Origin of the sequence: Clostridium sp. 16K-1-R1, from assembly GCF_023921145.1 — a bacterium.
GTDB classification, from domain to species: Bacteria; Bacillota; Clostridia; order Clostridiales; family Clostridiaceae; genus Sarcina; species Sarcina perfringens.
In genome coordinates, this window is sequence record NZ_CP046515.1 from 925,823 (window position 1) to 942,582 (window position 16,760).

Annotated in this window: 16 protein-coding genes; 13 read left to right on the forward strand and 3 right to left on the reverse strand. The window is 24.1% G+C overall.

The annotated features are described in order from the left end of the window. The first annotated feature begins 15 nt into the window (after positions 1-15). Positions 16-435, forward strand: a complete 420-nt coding sequence (locus GOM42_RS04010) for a YmaF family protein (protein WP_003456940.1) — start codon at positions 16-18, stop codon at positions 433-435. A 203-nt stretch (positions 436-638) separates the two neighbouring features. Beyond that, positions 639-941: a hypothetical protein gene (locus tag GOM42_RS04015; RefSeq protein ID WP_003457097.1), complete on the forward strand. Its 303-nt coding sequence runs from the start codon at positions 639-641 to the stop codon at positions 939-941. Between the two features lie 87 nt (positions 942-1,028). On the opposite strand, the gene GOM42_RS04020 is transcribed toward GOM42_RS04015, so the two are convergent. Then, a complete protein-coding gene (locus tag GOM42_RS04020) occupies positions 1,029-1,583 on the reverse strand; it encodes a TetR/AcrR family transcriptional regulator (protein WP_003457091.1) in 555 nt (184 codons plus the stop codon). 396 nt (positions 1,584-1,979) lie between these two features. Here GOM42_RS04020 and GOM42_RS04025 point away from each other — a divergent pair, with 396 nt between their 5' ends. From GOM42_RS04025 to GOM42_RS04065, 9 genes are all read left to right on the forward strand, one after another. Further along, a complete protein-coding gene (locus tag GOM42_RS04025) occupies positions 1,980-2,681 on the forward strand; it encodes an ABC transporter ATP-binding protein (protein ID WP_003457044.1) in 702 nt (233 codons plus the stop codon). 16 nt (positions 2,682-2,697) lie between these two features. Then, positions 2,698-6,096: an FtsX-like permease family protein gene (locus tag GOM42_RS04030; protein ID WP_252597705.1), complete on the forward strand. Its 3,399-nt coding sequence runs from the start codon at positions 2,698-2,700 to the stop codon at positions 6,094-6,096. Between the two features lie 298 nt (positions 6,097-6,394). Next, positions 6,395-6,649, forward strand: coding sequence for a hypothetical protein (locus GOM42_RS04035; protein ID WP_252597706.1), 255 nt, complete (start codon positions 6,395-6,397; stop codon positions 6,647-6,649). Between the two features lie 11 nt (positions 6,650-6,660). After that, the gene (locus GOM42_RS04040; RefSeq protein ID WP_252597707.1) at positions 6,661-7,410 is read left to right on the forward strand and encodes a reverse transcriptase domain-containing protein; all 750 of its coding nucleotides are present in this window, start codon (positions 6,661-6,663) and stop codon (positions 7,408-7,410) included. 187 nt (positions 7,411-7,597) lie between these two features. Further along, entirely contained in the window at positions 7,598-10,087 is a 2,490-nt protein-coding gene (locus GOM42_RS04045; RefSeq protein WP_078233424.1) for a hypothetical protein, read from the forward strand. 14 nt (positions 10,088-10,101) lie between these two features. Beyond that, a complete protein-coding gene (locus GOM42_RS04050; RefSeq protein ID WP_252597708.1) occupies positions 10,102-11,019 on the forward strand; it encodes a hypothetical protein in 918 nt (305 codons plus the stop codon). A gap of 114 nt (positions 11,020-11,133) precedes the next feature. Next, positions 11,134-11,544 (forward strand): GNAT family N-acetyltransferase, encoded by a 411-nt coding sequence (locus GOM42_RS04055; protein ID WP_078233426.1) that lies wholly within the window; start codon positions 11,134-11,136, stop codon positions 11,542-11,544. A 548-nt stretch (positions 11,545-12,092) separates the two neighbouring features. Continuing rightward, complete coding sequence (locus tag GOM42_RS04060; RefSeq protein WP_004458219.1) at positions 12,093-12,431, forward strand: bacteriocin immunity protein; 339 nt, start codon at positions 12,093-12,095, stop codon at positions 12,429-12,431. A gap of 51 nt (positions 12,432-12,482) precedes the next feature. Further along, positions 12,483-13,427 carry a hypothetical protein gene (locus GOM42_RS04065; protein ID WP_078233428.1) on the forward strand — a complete coding sequence of 315 codons (945 nt, stop codon included), beginning with the start codon at positions 12,483-12,485 and terminating at the stop codon, positions 13,425-13,427. A gap of 135 nt (positions 13,428-13,562) precedes the next feature. Here the strand turns inward: GOM42_RS04065 and cls are convergent, their stop codons facing one another. Then, positions 13,563-15,020 carry a cardiolipin synthase gene (gene cls, locus GOM42_RS04070; RefSeq protein ID WP_078233429.1) on the reverse strand — a complete coding sequence of 486 codons (1,458 nt, stop codon included), beginning with the start codon at positions 15,018-15,020 and terminating at the stop codon, positions 13,563-13,565. 46 nt (positions 15,021-15,066) lie between these two features. Continuing rightward, on the reverse strand, positions 15,067-15,249 hold the full coding sequence (locus GOM42_RS04075; protein WP_235424397.1) for a hypothetical protein: 183 nt from the start codon (positions 15,247-15,249) through the stop codon (positions 15,067-15,069). A 656-nt stretch (positions 15,250-15,905) separates the two neighbouring features. Between GOM42_RS04075 and GOM42_RS04080 the strand changes: the two genes are divergently transcribed. Continuing rightward, the gene (locus tag GOM42_RS04080) at positions 15,906-16,025 is read left to right on the forward strand and encodes a helix-turn-helix transcriptional regulator (protein WP_078233430.1); all 120 of its coding nucleotides are present in this window, start codon (positions 15,906-15,908) and stop codon (positions 16,023-16,025) included. A gap of 112 nt (positions 16,026-16,137) precedes the next feature. Next, entirely contained in the window at positions 16,138-16,632 is a 495-nt protein-coding gene (locus GOM42_RS04085) for an NUDIX domain-containing protein (protein ID WP_060669803.1), read from the forward strand. The last annotated feature ends 128 nt before the right edge of the window (positions 16,633-16,760 follow it).

Sequence of the window (16,760 nt, forward strand, 5' to 3'; positions counted from 1 at the left end):
GAGGAGATATTTGAAATGGGTTATCAAAATTATAAATGTAGAAGAGACTATCATGACAATAATGAATATGATTGTTGTCACATGAAATATCATTGTGAGAAATGCTGTGATGAAGAAAGACAGACACATGTTCATGAATATGGAGAAAGCGTAAAATTGGCTGAAGAAGGAGATGATAGGCATAATCATCGTGTTGCAGGTGTTACAGGTGAAGTTATACCAATAAATGGTGGAACAAATCATATTCATAAGATTAATAATGACAAGACAGATTTTCTTGATCATTTTCACAGAATATGTATTTTTACTGGTCCTGCAATTCCAATACCAGGCACTAATAAACATGTTCATTTAGTAGTTGGAAGAACTAGTATTAATGATGGACATTTTCATGAATTTCTTTTTACAACACAAATTAATGCACCTTTAGTATAATAGCTATTGAAATAGATAAATATTTATTGCGTTTAAGAATATAATTATCTATTTAGTTGATTTGTGGTAAAGTAAATAATAAAACTAAGAGGGGATTATGAAAAAACTCATAATTCCCTCTATTATTTTGAATTTGTATTAGAATTATATAAATAAATATAGTATTATAAGGGAAATGAAATTAAATTAATGGAGTAAAGATTATGTCATTAGAAAAGAATTTTGAAAAAGAGCTTATTAAGAAATGTGAAATAGCAGAGACAGAGTGTGGTTGTCCTCAAAAAAGACTTTTATTAACAATAGAGAAGTTTGGTGGAGTGAGAACAGTTCAAGAAATTTTACGTAAAGGTAGAGTTTCAGATGGTTTTGATAAATTACAAAAGGCAAATCGTTTAGATCTTACCATGGAAGCTACTATTGTTGAAAGTAAATACAACGAACTTTTCACTGATGATGAAGTAAATAGTTGCCATGAGCTTCTTTGTGAGTATGGATATTACAGATAAATAAAGAACATATAGAAATTAGTTGAGACTATAGAAAGTTTTGTTTTATGGAAAGCTTACTATAGTCTCAATTATTTTGAATATATTTTAGCTACTCATTTGATTTATACCATTAATTATTTGGACAAGCTCCTCTGGAGATTCAGGAAGATCATTTTCTAACCAGGTTTCAATGATTGAAATACACCCTCCAACAGAATATCTCATATAGTAATTAGCAATGGTTTTATTTATTAAATTATGATTATTAAATAGCTTCATTACATCTATTTGATCTGCAATATTTAAAATACGATTTAATATACTACTATCCCTCTGATTGCAAAATAGAACTTTGCACAAATCTTTATTTTCTTTAATTAATTCAAGTACCTTAAGAAGCAGTAAACTATTATATTCTTCTATAGGAATTTCTTTTATATATTTTAAAATTTGATGGAATAACTCGTCTTCCATAGACTGAAATAAGTCAAAGGCATCCTTATAGTGAGTATAAAATGTTCCCCTATTAATATCAGCTTTTTTACAAATATCAGTAACAGTAACTTGATGAATTTCTCTAGTTTTAAGAAGTTCTATTAAACTTTCCTTAATAACCTTCTTAGTATATAAAGTTCTACGATTTCCACTAACACCAGCCATATATACCTCTCCTTTTAACATCTCATTTATATAATACCAATATATTTCCTTTAGTTTATATATTTTAAAAAGTTATTGATTTTAAAGAAATTTTTAGACTTACGTAATTTTTAAAAGAGTGTTTACTATATATTAAAACTTGTCTTTAAGCTAAATTTGAAAATAAATTTTACCTTAAAACATAATTTAGATAATTTAATGTTAAATGTTATTAAATCAACAAATTAATTTTAAATGTACATTTAATAACGTTAAGAAATTATGTGATTATTGTTTAGCATATTTTCTTAACTTATACTATTTATTATAAAATTAAACGAACAAAGTGTCTATTTAATAACTTTGAGTATATAGTAAATTTTTTATGATGTAATTGTTAGTTTAGGGAGGAATAAGATGGCATATATAGATGTGATAGATGTTCACAAGAGATATAAAATTGGGGAAAACATAGTTGTTGCTAATAATGGAATTAATTTTTCTATTGATAAGGGAGAATTTGTTGTTATTTTAGGACCAAGTGGAGCAGGAAAATCAACTACTCTTAATATTTTAGGGGGAATGGATAGCTGTGATGAGGGAAAAATAATAATTGATGAAACTGATATATCTAAATTTAGTAATAGAGAGCTCACTAAGTATAGAAGATATGATGTTGGATTTGTATTTCAGTTTTATAATTTAGTACAAAACTTAACTGCAAAGGAAAATGTGGAACTTGCCACTCAAATTTCAAATAATGCCTTAGATGTTGAGAAAACTTTAGAGTTAGTTGGACTTGGGCACAGAAAAGATAACTTTCCAGCACAATTATCTGGTGGAGAGCAACAAAGGGTTTCTATTGCGAGAGCTATTGCAAAAAATCCAAAACTTTTACTTTGTGATGAGCCAACAGGAGCTTTAGATTATAGTACAGGTAAGCAAATTTTAAAAATACTTCAAGATACATGTAGAAAGATAGGAACTACGGTAATAATAATAACTCATAACTCAGCAATAGCACCTATGGCTGACAAGGTTATTAAGATTAATGATGCAAAAGTTAGAAGTATTGAGATTAATTCTAATCCAATCTCAGTTGAAGAAATAGAGTGGTAGGAGTGAATAGTTTTAGATGAAGGCATATAAAAAGTCCATAGTAAGAGAAATTCTATCATCAAAAGCCAGATTCTTTTCTATAATGGTAATTATATTTTTAGGGGTTGCCTTTTATTCTGGAATAAAATCAGCAGGCCCAGATATGAATAAAACCATAAATAAGTTTTATAATAGTGAAAATCTTATGGATAGCAAGATTATTTCAACTTTAGGATTAAGCGATAAAGATTTGGATTTACTTAAGAATAATCCTAAGATTTTAGCTTATTATGGTACTCATAGTATAGATGCAAACTTAACTAATATGAGCAATGTGGTTAAGTTTATGGAGTATGATGGAAAGAACAATATAAATAATTTAGTTGTATTAGAAGGTAAGTTACCAGAAAAAAGTGGTGAAATAGCTTTAGATGAAAGAGCTTTTAAACTTAATAAAAACTTAAAAATCGGTGATGATTTTATAATTGATACTGATGAAAATACAATGAAGAACTTTAAAGAAAGTAAGTTTAAAATCGTTGGGATTGTAAAAAGTCCAATGTATATTGAAAAAGAGTCAAGAGGATCAACCACTGTTGGAAAAGGAACTATTGATTACTTTGGTGTATTAAATAGCAATGATATAAATATGGATGCTTACACTGAAATATATGTAAGATTTAAGAATGTACAAGGTCTTGATGCTTATGGAGATGAGTACAAGGAATTAATGGAAGAGAATAATAAATATCTTGAAGATTTATATTCTAATAGAGAAGTAGAAAGAGTTGAAGAGATAAAAGGGGAAGCCAAAAAAGAGTTTAATAAGGCTTATGAAGAGTTAAATGAAAATGAAAAGTTACTTTTAGATAAGGAAAAAGAATTACAAAAAGGAAAAGAGCAATTAGCAGAAGGGAAAAAACAATATAGTGATAAAAAGCTAGAGTTTGAAAAGGGAATTAAAGAAGGAGAAGCCAATATTCTAAAGGGTGAAAAGCAATTAGAAGAAGGGCAGGCTGAAATTAAAAATCAAAAGTCTAATATAGAAGAGGGCGAAGAAAAGTTAAATGATGCAAAAACTACCCTTGATAATAGTAGACAAGAATTTTTAAACCAGGGAATTAATCCAGAGGAAAGTACAAATGGATTAAAGGAGAAAATAGAAAATTTAAAAAGTTTATCTAAAACAATGACTTCTCTATCTAATGATATAAAAAATACAGTTAATAATCTTTCAGAAAATGAAAAAATACCAGCTGAAAAGATTCAGTACTGGAAAGGTATAGTGGCTAACTTAGGATTAAATGAGTTAGGTGGAGCAATAGAGGGCTTAGAAAAAAATCCAGAAAATAAAAATATTGCTTTAGGACTTTCAGATTCTTTAGATAAAAGTGTTAAGTCAATTAATGATAATACTTCAAAATTACAAGTATTGTTAGATGGAATAACTAAATATCAAGAGGGAAAAAATCAGTATGAAACTCAAGTGGCTGTATTTAATACAGGTAAAAGTAAACTTTATGAAGCTGAAAAACAATTAGAAAAGGGTAAGGCAGAATTAGCTGAGGGAAAAAAATCTCTTGAGAAAGGAAAAGCTAAAGGAGAAAGAGAACTTCAAAAGGCAAAGAAGAAGTTAGATGAATCAGAAGAAAAGTTAAAAGAGGGCCAAAAAGCAATAGAAGAAAATAAGGAAAAACTAGCAGAAGGAAGAAAAGAAATTGAAGAAAAAGAAAAATCAACATTAAATGATTTGAATGAATGTAATTACTACGTATTTGATAGAACTGATAATCCAGGATATTCAGGATACAAGGATTCTATTAATAGTTTAGATAGTATTGCATCAGTATTACCTGTGTTTTTCTTTATAGTGGCAGTCTTAATTTGTTTAACAACAATGACAAGAATGGTAGAGGAGAAGAGAATAGAAATAGGTACTATGAAGGCTTTAGGATATGGAGATTTTGAAATTTCCTTAAAGTTTGTAATATATGCAGCCTTAGCAAGTATTTTAGGATGTCTACTTGGAATATTAGTTGGAAGCAACATTCTTCCTAAAATAATAAGCAATGCTTATACAAGTGTATATGCTCTTCCTAGTATAGATACTTATTACTATCCATCTTATATAATTCAAGCTTTAGTAATATCCATATTATGTACAGTGGGAGCAGCCTTATTTGTTGTAAGAGTTGAGCTTAAAAATAAGCCATCAAATCTTATGAGACCAAAGGCTCCAAAACTAGGCAAAAAGATATTATTAGAAAGAATTATACCAATTTGGAAGAGATTAAACTTCAATCAAAAGGTAACATTTAGAAATATATTTAGATATAAACAGCGTATGCTTATGACTATCTTTGGCATTGCAGGATGTATGGCACTTCTTGTTACTGGTTTTGGACTTAAGTATTCAAATACTGGAATGGTTGAAAAGCAATTTGATAAGTTATGGAAATATGAAACTATGGTAGTCTTTGGAGATAATCCTACAGAAACAGAGATTGAAAAATATAATGAAACTTTAAAAGAATTACCTGGATATGAAAATAATTTAAGAATGCACCAAGAATCAGTAACCTTTAGCAAAGAAGGAATGAATAAGCAAACAGTTAGTCTATATGTACCTGAAAATAAAGATGAGTTAGATAAATTTATACTTTTAAATGATAGAATTTCAGGAGAAAAATATGAGATTCCAGATGAGGGTGTTATTATTAATGAAAAGTTAGGAAAACTTTTAGGGGTATCCATTGGAGATACAATAACCTTTAAGGATGAAAATAATAATCCTCATGAGGTGAAAGTAGAGGAGATAGCTGAAAATTATCTTATGCATTCAATGTATATGTCACCAGAATATTATGAAAAAGTCTTTGGGAAGAAAGCTATCTACAACACAGATCTTATAAACTTTGATAAGAGTAAGATCAATGAAGATGAAATATCCTCAAAACTTATGGAATGCAAGGACGTTGTGAATGTAACAATGACATCACAAATAGAAAAGACAACTAAAGAGTCAGCAGCTAATATGAATGTAGTAATGCTAGTAATAATATTATCAGCAGGATCATTAGCTTTTGTAGTTTTATACAATCTAAACAATATAAATGTCTCTGAGCGTATAAGAGAACTATCAACCATAAAAGTTCTTGGATTCTTTGATGATGAAGTTACAATGTATATATTAAGGGAAAATATAATCTTAACCTTATTAGGAATATTGGCAGGATCAGTTTTAGGAAAGATTCTACATGCCTTCATAATAAGGACATCAGAAACAGATACTATGATGATGTATCCTAAGATACATATATCAAGTTATATATTCTCAGCTTTAATAACTATACTTTTCACAGTAATAGTTATGATACTTATGCATGTTAAGTTAAGAAAAGTTAATATGATTGATGCATTGAAATCAAATGAATAAATAAAATACCCAAAGAATCTCTAATTTATTTAAAGTTTAGAGGTTCTTATTTTCATATATACTCAATTGATAATTTATAAAGTTAAAAATTTTTATATGTTTGAGTGCATTTAAAAAAAATATATTTTTTTTAAAGTTTGATAATTTTATTAAGAAGTATTTTGATTTTAGCTAATTATAAAAGGAAAAGAGAATTATATTGAAATATATAGTTGCAAATTGTGTATTTACGTTTTAATAGAATAGAATTTTAAAATATGGTAAAATATTCTTAAATATTTTAATAAAGGAGAATTTAATGAATAAAAAAACAGATGAAATTGCTTTGAAAGAATATATAAAATGTGCATATAAAAAATTAAAATCTAATTCATATTACGATAATAAAAATATTTTTTTAAAAAACAGAATAGTGGAGTTTGAAAATAATGGCAAAAAAATAAAAAGCTCTACAAGATATGTTAAAGATATAGAAAATAAATTTGAAAAATTAGAAAAAACTATATTAAATAAAGAAAAAATTAATTTTAAATTTAAGCATAGTGCAAGTTAACAGATAATTATTTGAAAAGACAAGGATGTTTTACTATAAGAAGTGTTCCGAAGAGTATTGCAGATGATGAGTATGGAAATAACATAATTAGAAATTTTGAAAAAAAAGATAGCAATGCCGAAGTTGATAAACTTATGTATTATATAGACATAGATATTATGTCTCAGATAATAGGAACATTATGGGTAATGATAATAGGTAAAGATTTAGAAAATTTATATAAGGATTATACTGCAGGAAATCTTTTAGAGGAGGATATAGATAACAATAATTTAAAATTATTTAAACCTTATTATTTATCATATGAAAGGTGGAGAGATGATGCTATCAATATAGTAGAAGATAGAATAAATAATGGGAACAGATCAACAATGTTATCTTTAGATATAAAGGAATACTATTATTCTATAAATTTAGATATAAAAAATGATAAAGAAAAAATTATAGATATATTTAAAAATAGCAAAAATAAAAAGTATATTTCATTAGAAATATTTAAATATATTAATGATTATGTATTTAAGGTTATTGAAGAGTATTCAAATATTATGAATTTAAAAGAACTTTCTGATAATACTAGTAAAAAGATTAGAAATATTCTTCCTATAGGTTTTTTACCTAGTTCTATATTAAGCAATTGGTATTTGAAAGAGTTCGATGAAGCAGTAAATAGTAAAATAAATGCATTATATTATAAGAGATATGTAGATGATATTTTAATTGTGTTAAATACAGATTATAAAAAAACAGGAAGTTTTTGAAGAAGAATCATTATTAAATACAAAGTTTTATGACACTGAATTATTTGAAATTGGAGTTCTAATAGATACTAAAAATAAAAAAGAAACAGATAAATTAACAGAAGTAATTATATTAGATAGTATAAAAAATTTAATAAAATTTGTTAAAAAAATAGATAGGATTGATATTAAGTTAAAACAAAATATTTTGTTTGTAATTGAAAATTCATTAAATAAAGAGATATTTAATGAAGAAGATATTTTCTTAGATTGGGAAATAGAAAATCCGATTGAAAGAAAAATTAACCTGGAAGAATTAGAGAAAAATCTGAGAGATATAAATAAAAATTTGATAATAAAATCTAATAAATTTAAAAAAATATATTTAATAAAAGATTATATAAAAAATAAACCAGAATTAAATGGTTGTTCTGCATATTTAATAATACAAGATGAAAAAGTTAAATTGTATGATTTCTTAAGTACAGGATCAAAAGCCTTAATTGAAAATTTTAAAAATGAAATAGCTAAAAATTCTAGTGTATTTAAATTCTTACCTCAAAAAGATGAAGTTTTAAATAGTTTTGATAGAGAAGTTTATAAAGTTGATTATAAGGATAGTATAAATAAATTATCAAGCATTAAAGATTTTAAAATAAATAGATATAATCTTTCAAAATTTTTAGCTCGTATTATATATTCAGATAAACTTGAAAATGATGATTATACTAAAGATGTAGATGAAAAAATATTATGGATTTTTAAGGGGAAATATGCTGTAGAATATTTTTTCTTATGGGATAAAGTTTTAAATTATTACTTAATGAATAGACGATATGATTTTATTAAGGATTTATTTGTAAATATATATTCGTCTATAGAAAAGTTAGAATTAAATTTATCTAACTTTACTCTTAATGATGTAAATTGGCATAATTATCAAAAAGAAAATTTAAAAACAGATTTAAAGTATTATTTAAAGTTTGTTTTGGCTAGAAATTATGCATTAAATGATAGCATTTTTATTAATGATATTAAGTTATATAATAACTGTGATGAATATGATAAATATATAAAGAATGCATTAAAAAATAGACTTAGTTATGAAAATAGATTGGAATTAGATATAGATGGCTTATATAGATTAAAAGAAGAGATAAGAATATCAAATATGATGAATCATTCTTTTGTAAAAAGTCCCTTAATGAATTATTATTATCTTAAATATAGGGAATGCTATTTAAAACAATTTAAATTAATAAATATTAATTTTGTTAATTACATAGTTGGAAAACCAGAAATATTGACAGATAAAAGTAGATGCTTTCTTATTAATGCTAATTATAAAAATTGTATTTTTAATAATAGGATTGATAATTCAAAAAAATGTAAACATAATAATTGTAACATTGAAATGTGTGAATTTGCAGTTGAATATAATCCAAGGTTTGTTCATTTACATGAATGTATTTTAAATTCAATACATAACATAATCGCAAAAGGAGAAGTAATAAGCAAAGGAAGAGAAATTATAGAAGCTCAACAAGTTTTTTATAAATTAAATAATTTAAATTATAAAAAAAATAAAAATTTCAACAATATCTATAGTGACATAAATAATATATTAAAATGTAAAATAAATTTAGAGCAATCATGTGAAAATAAGAATTACAAATGTAAGTACAAGTATAATACTGATGAATGTAAAGAAAATAAATATTTAAAAGAAATGTTTTTAGATACTCATTTTAAATATTTTGATTTTGATGATTATTTATTTGTAGGTAAGGAAAGAGTAATAAACTATTTAGAATATGCTAAAGAGAAAAATAAAAATAAACTTAAAATTGGAATAGTAAATATGAAAATTCATGATAATGATTTAGAAAGCAGTTTTAAAAAAATACCTAATATAAGTAGTAAAAGATTAGAAAAAATTAGTGCTTTATTGAATACTTCTGTAAAAAATGGTGCGGAACTTATAGTTTTCCCAGAAGTTAGCATACCTATAGAATGGCTTGGAGTAGTAGCAGATTTTGCTAGAAGACATGAGGTATTAATTGTTTGTGGTTTAGAGCATATAATTTATGATAATAAATTATGTTGCAATTATATTGCTACTATTTTACCAGATAAATATAAAGACTATACATTTGCAGCAATAAAACTTAGATTAAAAAATCACTATTCTCCTAAAGAAAAAGAATGGGTTAAAGGTTATGGTTGGGAGTTGCCAAAAGAGAATGAAAATTGGAAAAAAGAATATGATTTATTTAGGTGGAAAGGAATAGATTTTTCTACATTTAGTTGTTTTGAGTTAGCTAATATTAAAGATAGAGCATTGTTTACTTCTTTTGTAGATTTATTAATTGGAAGTGTTCATAATAGAGATATTAATTATTACTCTAATGTGATGGAATCACTTTCTAGGGATGTTCACTGTTATTTTGTACATGTGAATGATTCTGTTTTAGGTGACAATAGAATTATTCAGCCATCATCTACAAATAATAAAAATATTTTACAGATTAGTGGAGGAATAAATAATGTTGTATTAGTAGGAGAAATAGATATAAAAAAATTAAGAGAATTTCAAATTAAAGACTATAATTTACAAATTAATGATAAGAGTTTTAAGCCTGTGCCACCTGAATACAAACACAAAAATGTAAAAATAAGAAGTAATTTACCATTATAAAAGGAGTTTAAAATTTGTACGAGTATGAAAAAAATTTTTTTGAAAAAATAATTAAAATTATTTCACCATCATATATTTTTTATAATATGATAAACATAGAAAGGGAAGAAGAAAAGAATAGTGAAAAAAATATAGGGGGTATGAGAAGTACAATATCAAAAATAATGAAATATTTTTTCTTTTCTATAGATTTGAATTTTGTTTCTCTAATATTTTTTATAAATCTTAAAACTATAATCTTAAAATCTAAATTTAATATTAATAGTTTGACGTATGTAATTGTCTTTTTATTAATACTATTTTTAAATATAAATTATATTTATAAATTTAATTTAGTTATTAATGAGATTAATAATAAAGAAAATTTTATAAAATATATAATAGAAACTAAAAAATATAAAAATAATAGTATTAGAGCAAATTTTATTAAAATATTTTTTAGACATTCTCTTATAACAATTATCTTTTTATCTTTAATAATGATTTACTTTGGAAGTTTAGTTTTAATAAATAATTATGTTGCAAATATAGTATCATTTTTAAGTGTAATTTATTTTATAACAAGAACAATGCATTATTGTTTTGTATTTTATAATGATTTTAAAAATAAGACTAAGTATAATGAGGTAAAAAAACCTAAAGAAAAGATAAAATATATAGAGTTGGCATTATCTAATTATATAAAGATAATTTTAGAATTTTGTATATTAATATATATATTAAAATATATGAGATGGGCCTTTAAAGAGATTGAAGTAAATACCTTTTTTGAACTTTTTAATATTGTAATAAGTGGAGAATTAAAGGCTAATACTGGACTAGAAATCCTTATTAATATTTTAAGAATAGGTACATTAGGTATGGTGATAACTGTAAGTTTAGCTACATATATGTCATTGCAAGTAAAAAAAGACAATTTAGATGAAAAATAGTATAGAAAATTTCTATACTATTTTTTATGTAATTTAAATTTTAATTATTTGATTAATCACTTAATAAATGGGTTAGCTTATTTAGTTGTTACTGTGATATTATTGGGAGGAAATATGGAGAATTTAGTTTTTAAAGAAGATATTATTTTAAACGTTGAAGATATACTATATTTGTATAATGATGTTGGTTGGAATTCATATACTAAAGATATAGATTCTTTAATTAAATCAATTAAAAATTCATTGAAAGTAATAAGTGTTTGGGACAAGGATTTATTGGTGGGTTTGATAAGAGTTGTAGGAGATGGACATTCTATAATTTATATTCAAGATATTTTAATATTACAAAAGTACCAAAACAGAGGAATAGGAAAAAGACTTATAGAAATTATTTTAGATAAATATAAAAATGTTATGCAAAAAGTACTTTTAACAGATAAAGAGGAGAAAAATATTTTATTCTATAAAAAAGTTGGATTTTCTATGGCTGAAGAATTTGGCTGTGTATCATTTGTAAAGTTTTAATATTAGTTATTGCTGAATGTTAAGATAGAATATATTTTTATTTATTTTAAATTCACTCTATAATTAATTTTATTTTTCTTTTGATAAAAGATATATATTAAAAATAGTACCTAAAATACACAGAGAGATAGATATAATGGATAGCCAATCAATTCTTTTTTTCCATATGAATAATGAAAAAAATATTATTAGGATTAATATGACTAATAATATCATAATGCTTATATTAACAATGGTATTATTTAAGGGGTTTTTATTGGTACTCATAATAATCTCCTTTATAGATTTTATTTTTAGTATGAATTAAAATTTGTAAAAATACAAGACTTCTAAAATTATGAAATTAATGTTAAAATTATACTATTAAGTGTTTTGATTTTATTAACAAATAAAAGAAAGATTGATAAATAAATATAAAAAAATAATCAGCAATTATGATAAATATGCTGATTATTTTTATAAGATCTTGATTTTATGAGTATAAAAAACTATTTCAAGGAGATTGCATTATGGATGCGATATCCTAAGGAGTTTTAGGAGGTATTTTTATGGAAAATTCAGAGAAATTAACCAGAAAAGAAAAAAGAGAATTAGTGGAAAATAATTTATTAGCACGAGTTTATGATTTAATTCTAAATGAACAAACTTCTGAAGAAGAACGTAGTATCTTAGTTGAATTTAAAAATGCAGTTGAAAGTGGAAAAGATTTTCAATTAGAAACAATGAAATTAGCAGAAACTTTAAGACAATTAGCACTTAGTAAGTTTAAACATAAAGAAAAACTTAGTGATGAAGTTAGTAAGTTTTATATGGACATTTCTACTACAGGACTATTTGAGAAAAATTTAGCTATTGGTTTATGTGCAACTAAACTTTGGTTTCAATAAAATTGAAAATTACTCTAGTTACTTTAAAAAGAAATTTGGAGGATATCTATTATGATATTAATAGAAATAGTATGTGTTTTAATAAATTTAATAAACTTGATATTAGCTTTAAAGTTAAAAAATATAGTTGTTGAAGGAGAATATATAATAGAAAGTCAAGAAATTAGAAAGGCATTAGTAGGACCCATAGTAATTTTTATTTTTTTAATAACTTTAATTTTAGTCAAGCAAACAATGATCATACCACTTTTATTAGTTTTTGAGAGTTTCTATTTAATTAGTTTAAGGTGTAAACTTTACGACTTAGAGTTTTTATCAAAAGATAGAAGAAAGTACATAGATATAAATAAATTAATTTTTAAAGATATGGATAGTAACGAAAATTCTGATATTAGTATGACAAAGGAATTTATAAATATAATAAATTCTAATGATATGGTAGAAAATTTAGATGAATACAAATATAAATACAAACTAACAGATATCCAGATGAATTATTTATTAGAATCATTAATTTGTGAACCTAATAGTATATATACCAAATATAATGCTTACATTTATGTTAATTATGATTTGAAATTACTAGAAATAAATAGTAGCTTTAAAAAAAGTAATATAAGGGAATTTGAATTTAGAAATATATTAATGGTAAATGAATATGAGATTCTTGAAAAAATTAGAAATATAAATGAAATTTCTGAAGAGAGTAAATTAGAAAGTAGTGTATATTTTTTATTAATGAATTATTTTAAATTAAAAGAATATACTACAAAATTAGATGAGAATAACTATATTGAATATAGTAATACTAATTCAAAGTTATTTGATATATATTTTAATCATTTAGATGAATGTATAAATAAATTAAGTGATCAATCTATAAAAATTTCTTTAAAGGCTATAGAAGCAGGAATACCTATAGAGACTATTAGTGATATAACAGGTGTATCATTATTAAAATTAAAGAAGTTTGTTGATGATAAAATAGATAAATAATATTTTATTGAATTTATTAATATGAAAAAAGTTATTATAATTAACCTTGGAATTAAAAAATAATTTTATAGGATTCTTTTGAATAATTAAAAGAATCCTATAAAGATAGATATTTTTATTAAGCTTTATTTTAGATTAAAGTAAAGCTGAGAAGAGTTTTGAAAATGATTCTTTAATTTTAACGGAAGTTCCTCTTTTAAGATAGTCTTCCCTAGTCAATTCTTTTGAAATAAGCATGTCCTTTTCAAATTGTTTACGTTGTATTTTTGCTATTTCATCTGAGTATAGCATAGCAATTACTTCAAAGTTTAGTTCAAAGCTTCTTGTATCCATATTGGCAGTTCCTATTGAACACACTTCATCATCTATAACCAATGTTTTAGAGTGAAGGAAAGCATTCTTGTCATAATGATATATTTTTACTCCAAAGTTTAGTAAATCGCCAGCGTATTTTAGATTTGCCCAATAAACAAAGGGGTGATCACCTTTACCAGGTATCATTATTCTTACATCAACTCCAGAAATAGATGCAAGTTTTAAACTATCAGCTATGCTATTATCTAAAATTAAGTATGGTGATTGTATATAAATATATTTTTTAGCTTTTTGTATCATTTCTAAATATGATAATTTGATTTCATAAAAGTTATCAGGGTTAGGGCCACTAGATATTATTTGCATACCACATTTTGAATAATTAGCCATTGTAGAAGGGGCTTGTTCATTTTTATAATCTATTAAGTGGCTTAAATCAATATCTTCCTTAGTAGCATATCTCCAATCAGCCCAAAATCTTAAATCTAAGTCTCTTACTGAGTCACCCATGAATTTTATATGAGTATCTCTCCAGTAACCAAACTTAGGATCTTTACCTAAATATTCATCTCCCACATTAAAGCCACCAACATATCCTATTTTATTATCTATAACTATTATTTTACGATGGTTTCTAAAGTTCATGTTTATGTTTATTAATCTAAGTAGAGAAGGGAAGAATTCACCAACTTTTACACCAGCATCAATTGCAGACTGAAGTTTTTTTCTATTGGTAGTTCTACTTCCTACAGAGTCATATAATAATCTTATCTCAACGCCAGCTTTAGCTTTTTCTTTAAGAATATCTAATACTTTTGAACCAATATCATCATTTTTAAATATGTAAAATTCTATATTTATGCTTTTTTGTGCTTTCTTTAAGCTTTCTAAAATATCATCAAATAATTCCTTACCATCAAAAAATACTTTAGTTTCAACATCTTTTCTATAAGGTGAGTACTCCATACTTTCAATAGCTTTAATCATATCAGAATGCTTGGCTCTTTTTAAATCATTATTTGAATTATCAGCATTTTTTAATTTTTTTATATATTTATCAAAGAGAGTAAGTTCAGATTTTTTCATGATGAAAATATCTTTAGTATTAACTTTTCTTCCTAACATTAAAAATAGAATAAAACCTATGTATGGTAGTATAATTAATACTAATGTCCAAGAAATTATACTCTTAGAAGAACGATTCTCTTTAAAAATCATATAAAAAATAGTTAATAAGTTTACAATATGAACTAAATTAGAGAAAAAAGTAAAAATCATAATTAATAAATCCTTTCTATGGTTCTTATTATTTTATAAATTCATTTTAGTTATTTTGTTTTTGAATTGAATCTACAAAATTTTTAATATAATCATTATATAAATTATCATTAGTTATAAAGTTTTCTGGATTTCTATCTTCTAGCAAAATATTATTAATAATCCTATTAATATAATATTTATTATTTTCTTTTTGAATCAAACAGGTATAATCTGTTTTAATGTCCATTTTTTCTCCCTGTAAAACCTGTAACTTCACTATATAATTATTAGAATCTTTTTCATAGATACTATTTATTTTAACTTTAAATTTTTTATATTTATTTTTGTAATCAAGAAAACGATTTTTATTTAAATTTAGCAAAGTAATTAATCTATGATTATTTACAACATTTGAATAATCTAAAGGCGTATTATTATAATCAATTTCAAAAAATTCAGTTAAAAGATTATATATAGGTTATTCTATTTCAGAATTATTCTTTAAATTTTTATTTTTAAATAAATAAAAATAAGAAAGAGTAATCACTAAAAAAATTATAATTATGGTAAGCAATTTCTTTTTCGTAATAATTCACTTCCCTTATTTTAAAATTTTTATATTAATGAGAATCTCTATATATTTTCCATTAGCAAATTTTTAGTAAGTTAAATTATAAAAATTGTTATTTAAATAAGAAAACCTAGTGGCTTTTAGAATCATAAGAATTACTAATATTATATACTATTTTAACATGAAAATATAAGTTGAAAAGAAAGGTTTGGTTTATAAACAAGTAAATTTACGATAATAATTAATAGAAACTATTGGTTTACAATGTGTAAACTACTAGATGCTTGAATAAGGATAGGGATATAGAGATAATTATATTTGAGGTGAGCAATTTGGGGTTTAATAATAAGTTAAAGGAATTAAGAAAAGAAAAAAATATATCACAGGAACAGCTTGCTAAGGAGTTAAATATATCTGGTCAAGCAATATCAAGACTGTATATTTTTGACTAAGCTATAGAAAAGAAATATAATAAAAGGTAAATTCTCACTTTAGTGGGGGAATAAGAGACTAAGGATAAATCAACTAGTATAATCTATATACTAGATATAAGGAGTAAAGACTATGAATTATTGCTTTCAGTGTGGCACTAAATTAATAAATAAACAATGTAATAATGAGGGGGAGGTTCCATATTGTAATAAGTGTCAAATGTTTCGTTTCCCAACATTTAGTTCAGCTATAAGTGCAATTGTTTTAAATCCTGATAAAAATAAAGTGTTACTTATACAACAATATGGAAAAAAAGATAATATACTTGTAGCAGGATACATTAGTAAAGGTGAAAATGCAGAACAGACCTTAGTAAGAGAAATAAAAGAAGAGACAGGTCTTAATGTTAAAGATTATCAATATATGAAGAGTAGTTATTATGAAAAGACTAATACATTAATGTGTAATTTTATTTGTATGGTAGATAGTGAAGATTTAAGTCAAATTAATGAGGAAGTTGATAAAGCAGAATGGTTTTCTTTTGAAGATGCATTAAAAAATATTAAAAGCAAAAGTTTAGCTGAGGAATTTTTAATATATGCCTTCAAAAAGATGAATTACATATAATATTTAAATGCCCTTATAGAAAAAAATGAGAGTATATATCAAAATAACTTTTTATAAAGATTACAAACAATATGAAGAGAATATCTAGATGAGCTTTAGAATTTAAATTATTACGTAGAAGATATTAC

Excerpts from the sequence above, each read along its gene's own strand:
- GOM42_RS04035 (WP_252597706.1), top strand. The coding sequence starts at position 6,395 with ATGAATAAAAAAACAGATGAAATTGCTTTGAAAGAATATATAAAATGT.
- GOM42_RS04010 (WP_003456940.1), top strand. The coding sequence starts at position 16 with ATGGGTTATCAAAATTATAAATGTAGAAGAGACTATCATGACAATAAT.
- GOM42_RS04060 (WP_004458219.1), top strand. The coding sequence starts at position 12,093 with ATGGAAAATTCAGAGAAATTAACCAGAAAAGAAAAAAGAGAATTAGTG.
- GOM42_RS04015 (WP_003457097.1), top strand. The coding sequence starts at position 639 with ATGTCATTAGAAAAGAATTTTGAAAAAGAGCTTATTAAGAAATGTGAA.
- cls (WP_078233429.1), bottom strand. The coding sequence starts at position 15,020 with ATGATTTTTACTTTTTTCTCTAATTTAGTTCATATTGTAAACTTATTA.
- GOM42_RS04020 (WP_003457091.1), bottom strand. The coding sequence starts at position 1,583 with ATGGCTGGTGTTAGTGGAAATCGTAGAACTTTATATACTAAGAAGGTT.
- GOM42_RS04075 (WP_235424397.1), bottom strand. The coding sequence starts at position 15,249 with ATGGACATTAAAACAGATTATACCTGTTTGATTCAAAAAGAAAATAAT.
- GOM42_RS04085 (WP_060669803.1), top strand. The coding sequence starts at position 16,138 with ATGAATTATTGCTTTCAGTGTGGCACTAAATTAATAAATAAACAATGT.
- GOM42_RS04065 (WP_078233428.1), top strand. The coding sequence starts at position 12,483 with ATGATATTAATAGAAATAGTATGTGTTTTAATAAATTTAATAAACTTG.
- GOM42_RS04030 (WP_252597705.1), top strand. The coding sequence starts at position 2,698 with ATGAAGGCATATAAAAAGTCCATAGTAAGAGAAATTCTATCATCAAAA.
- GOM42_RS04025 (WP_003457044.1), top strand. The coding sequence starts at position 1,980 with ATGGCATATATAGATGTGATAGATGTTCACAAGAGATATAAAATTGGG.
- GOM42_RS04055 (WP_078233426.1), top strand. The coding sequence starts at position 11,134 with ATGGAGAATTTAGTTTTTAAAGAAGATATTATTTTAAACGTTGAAGAT.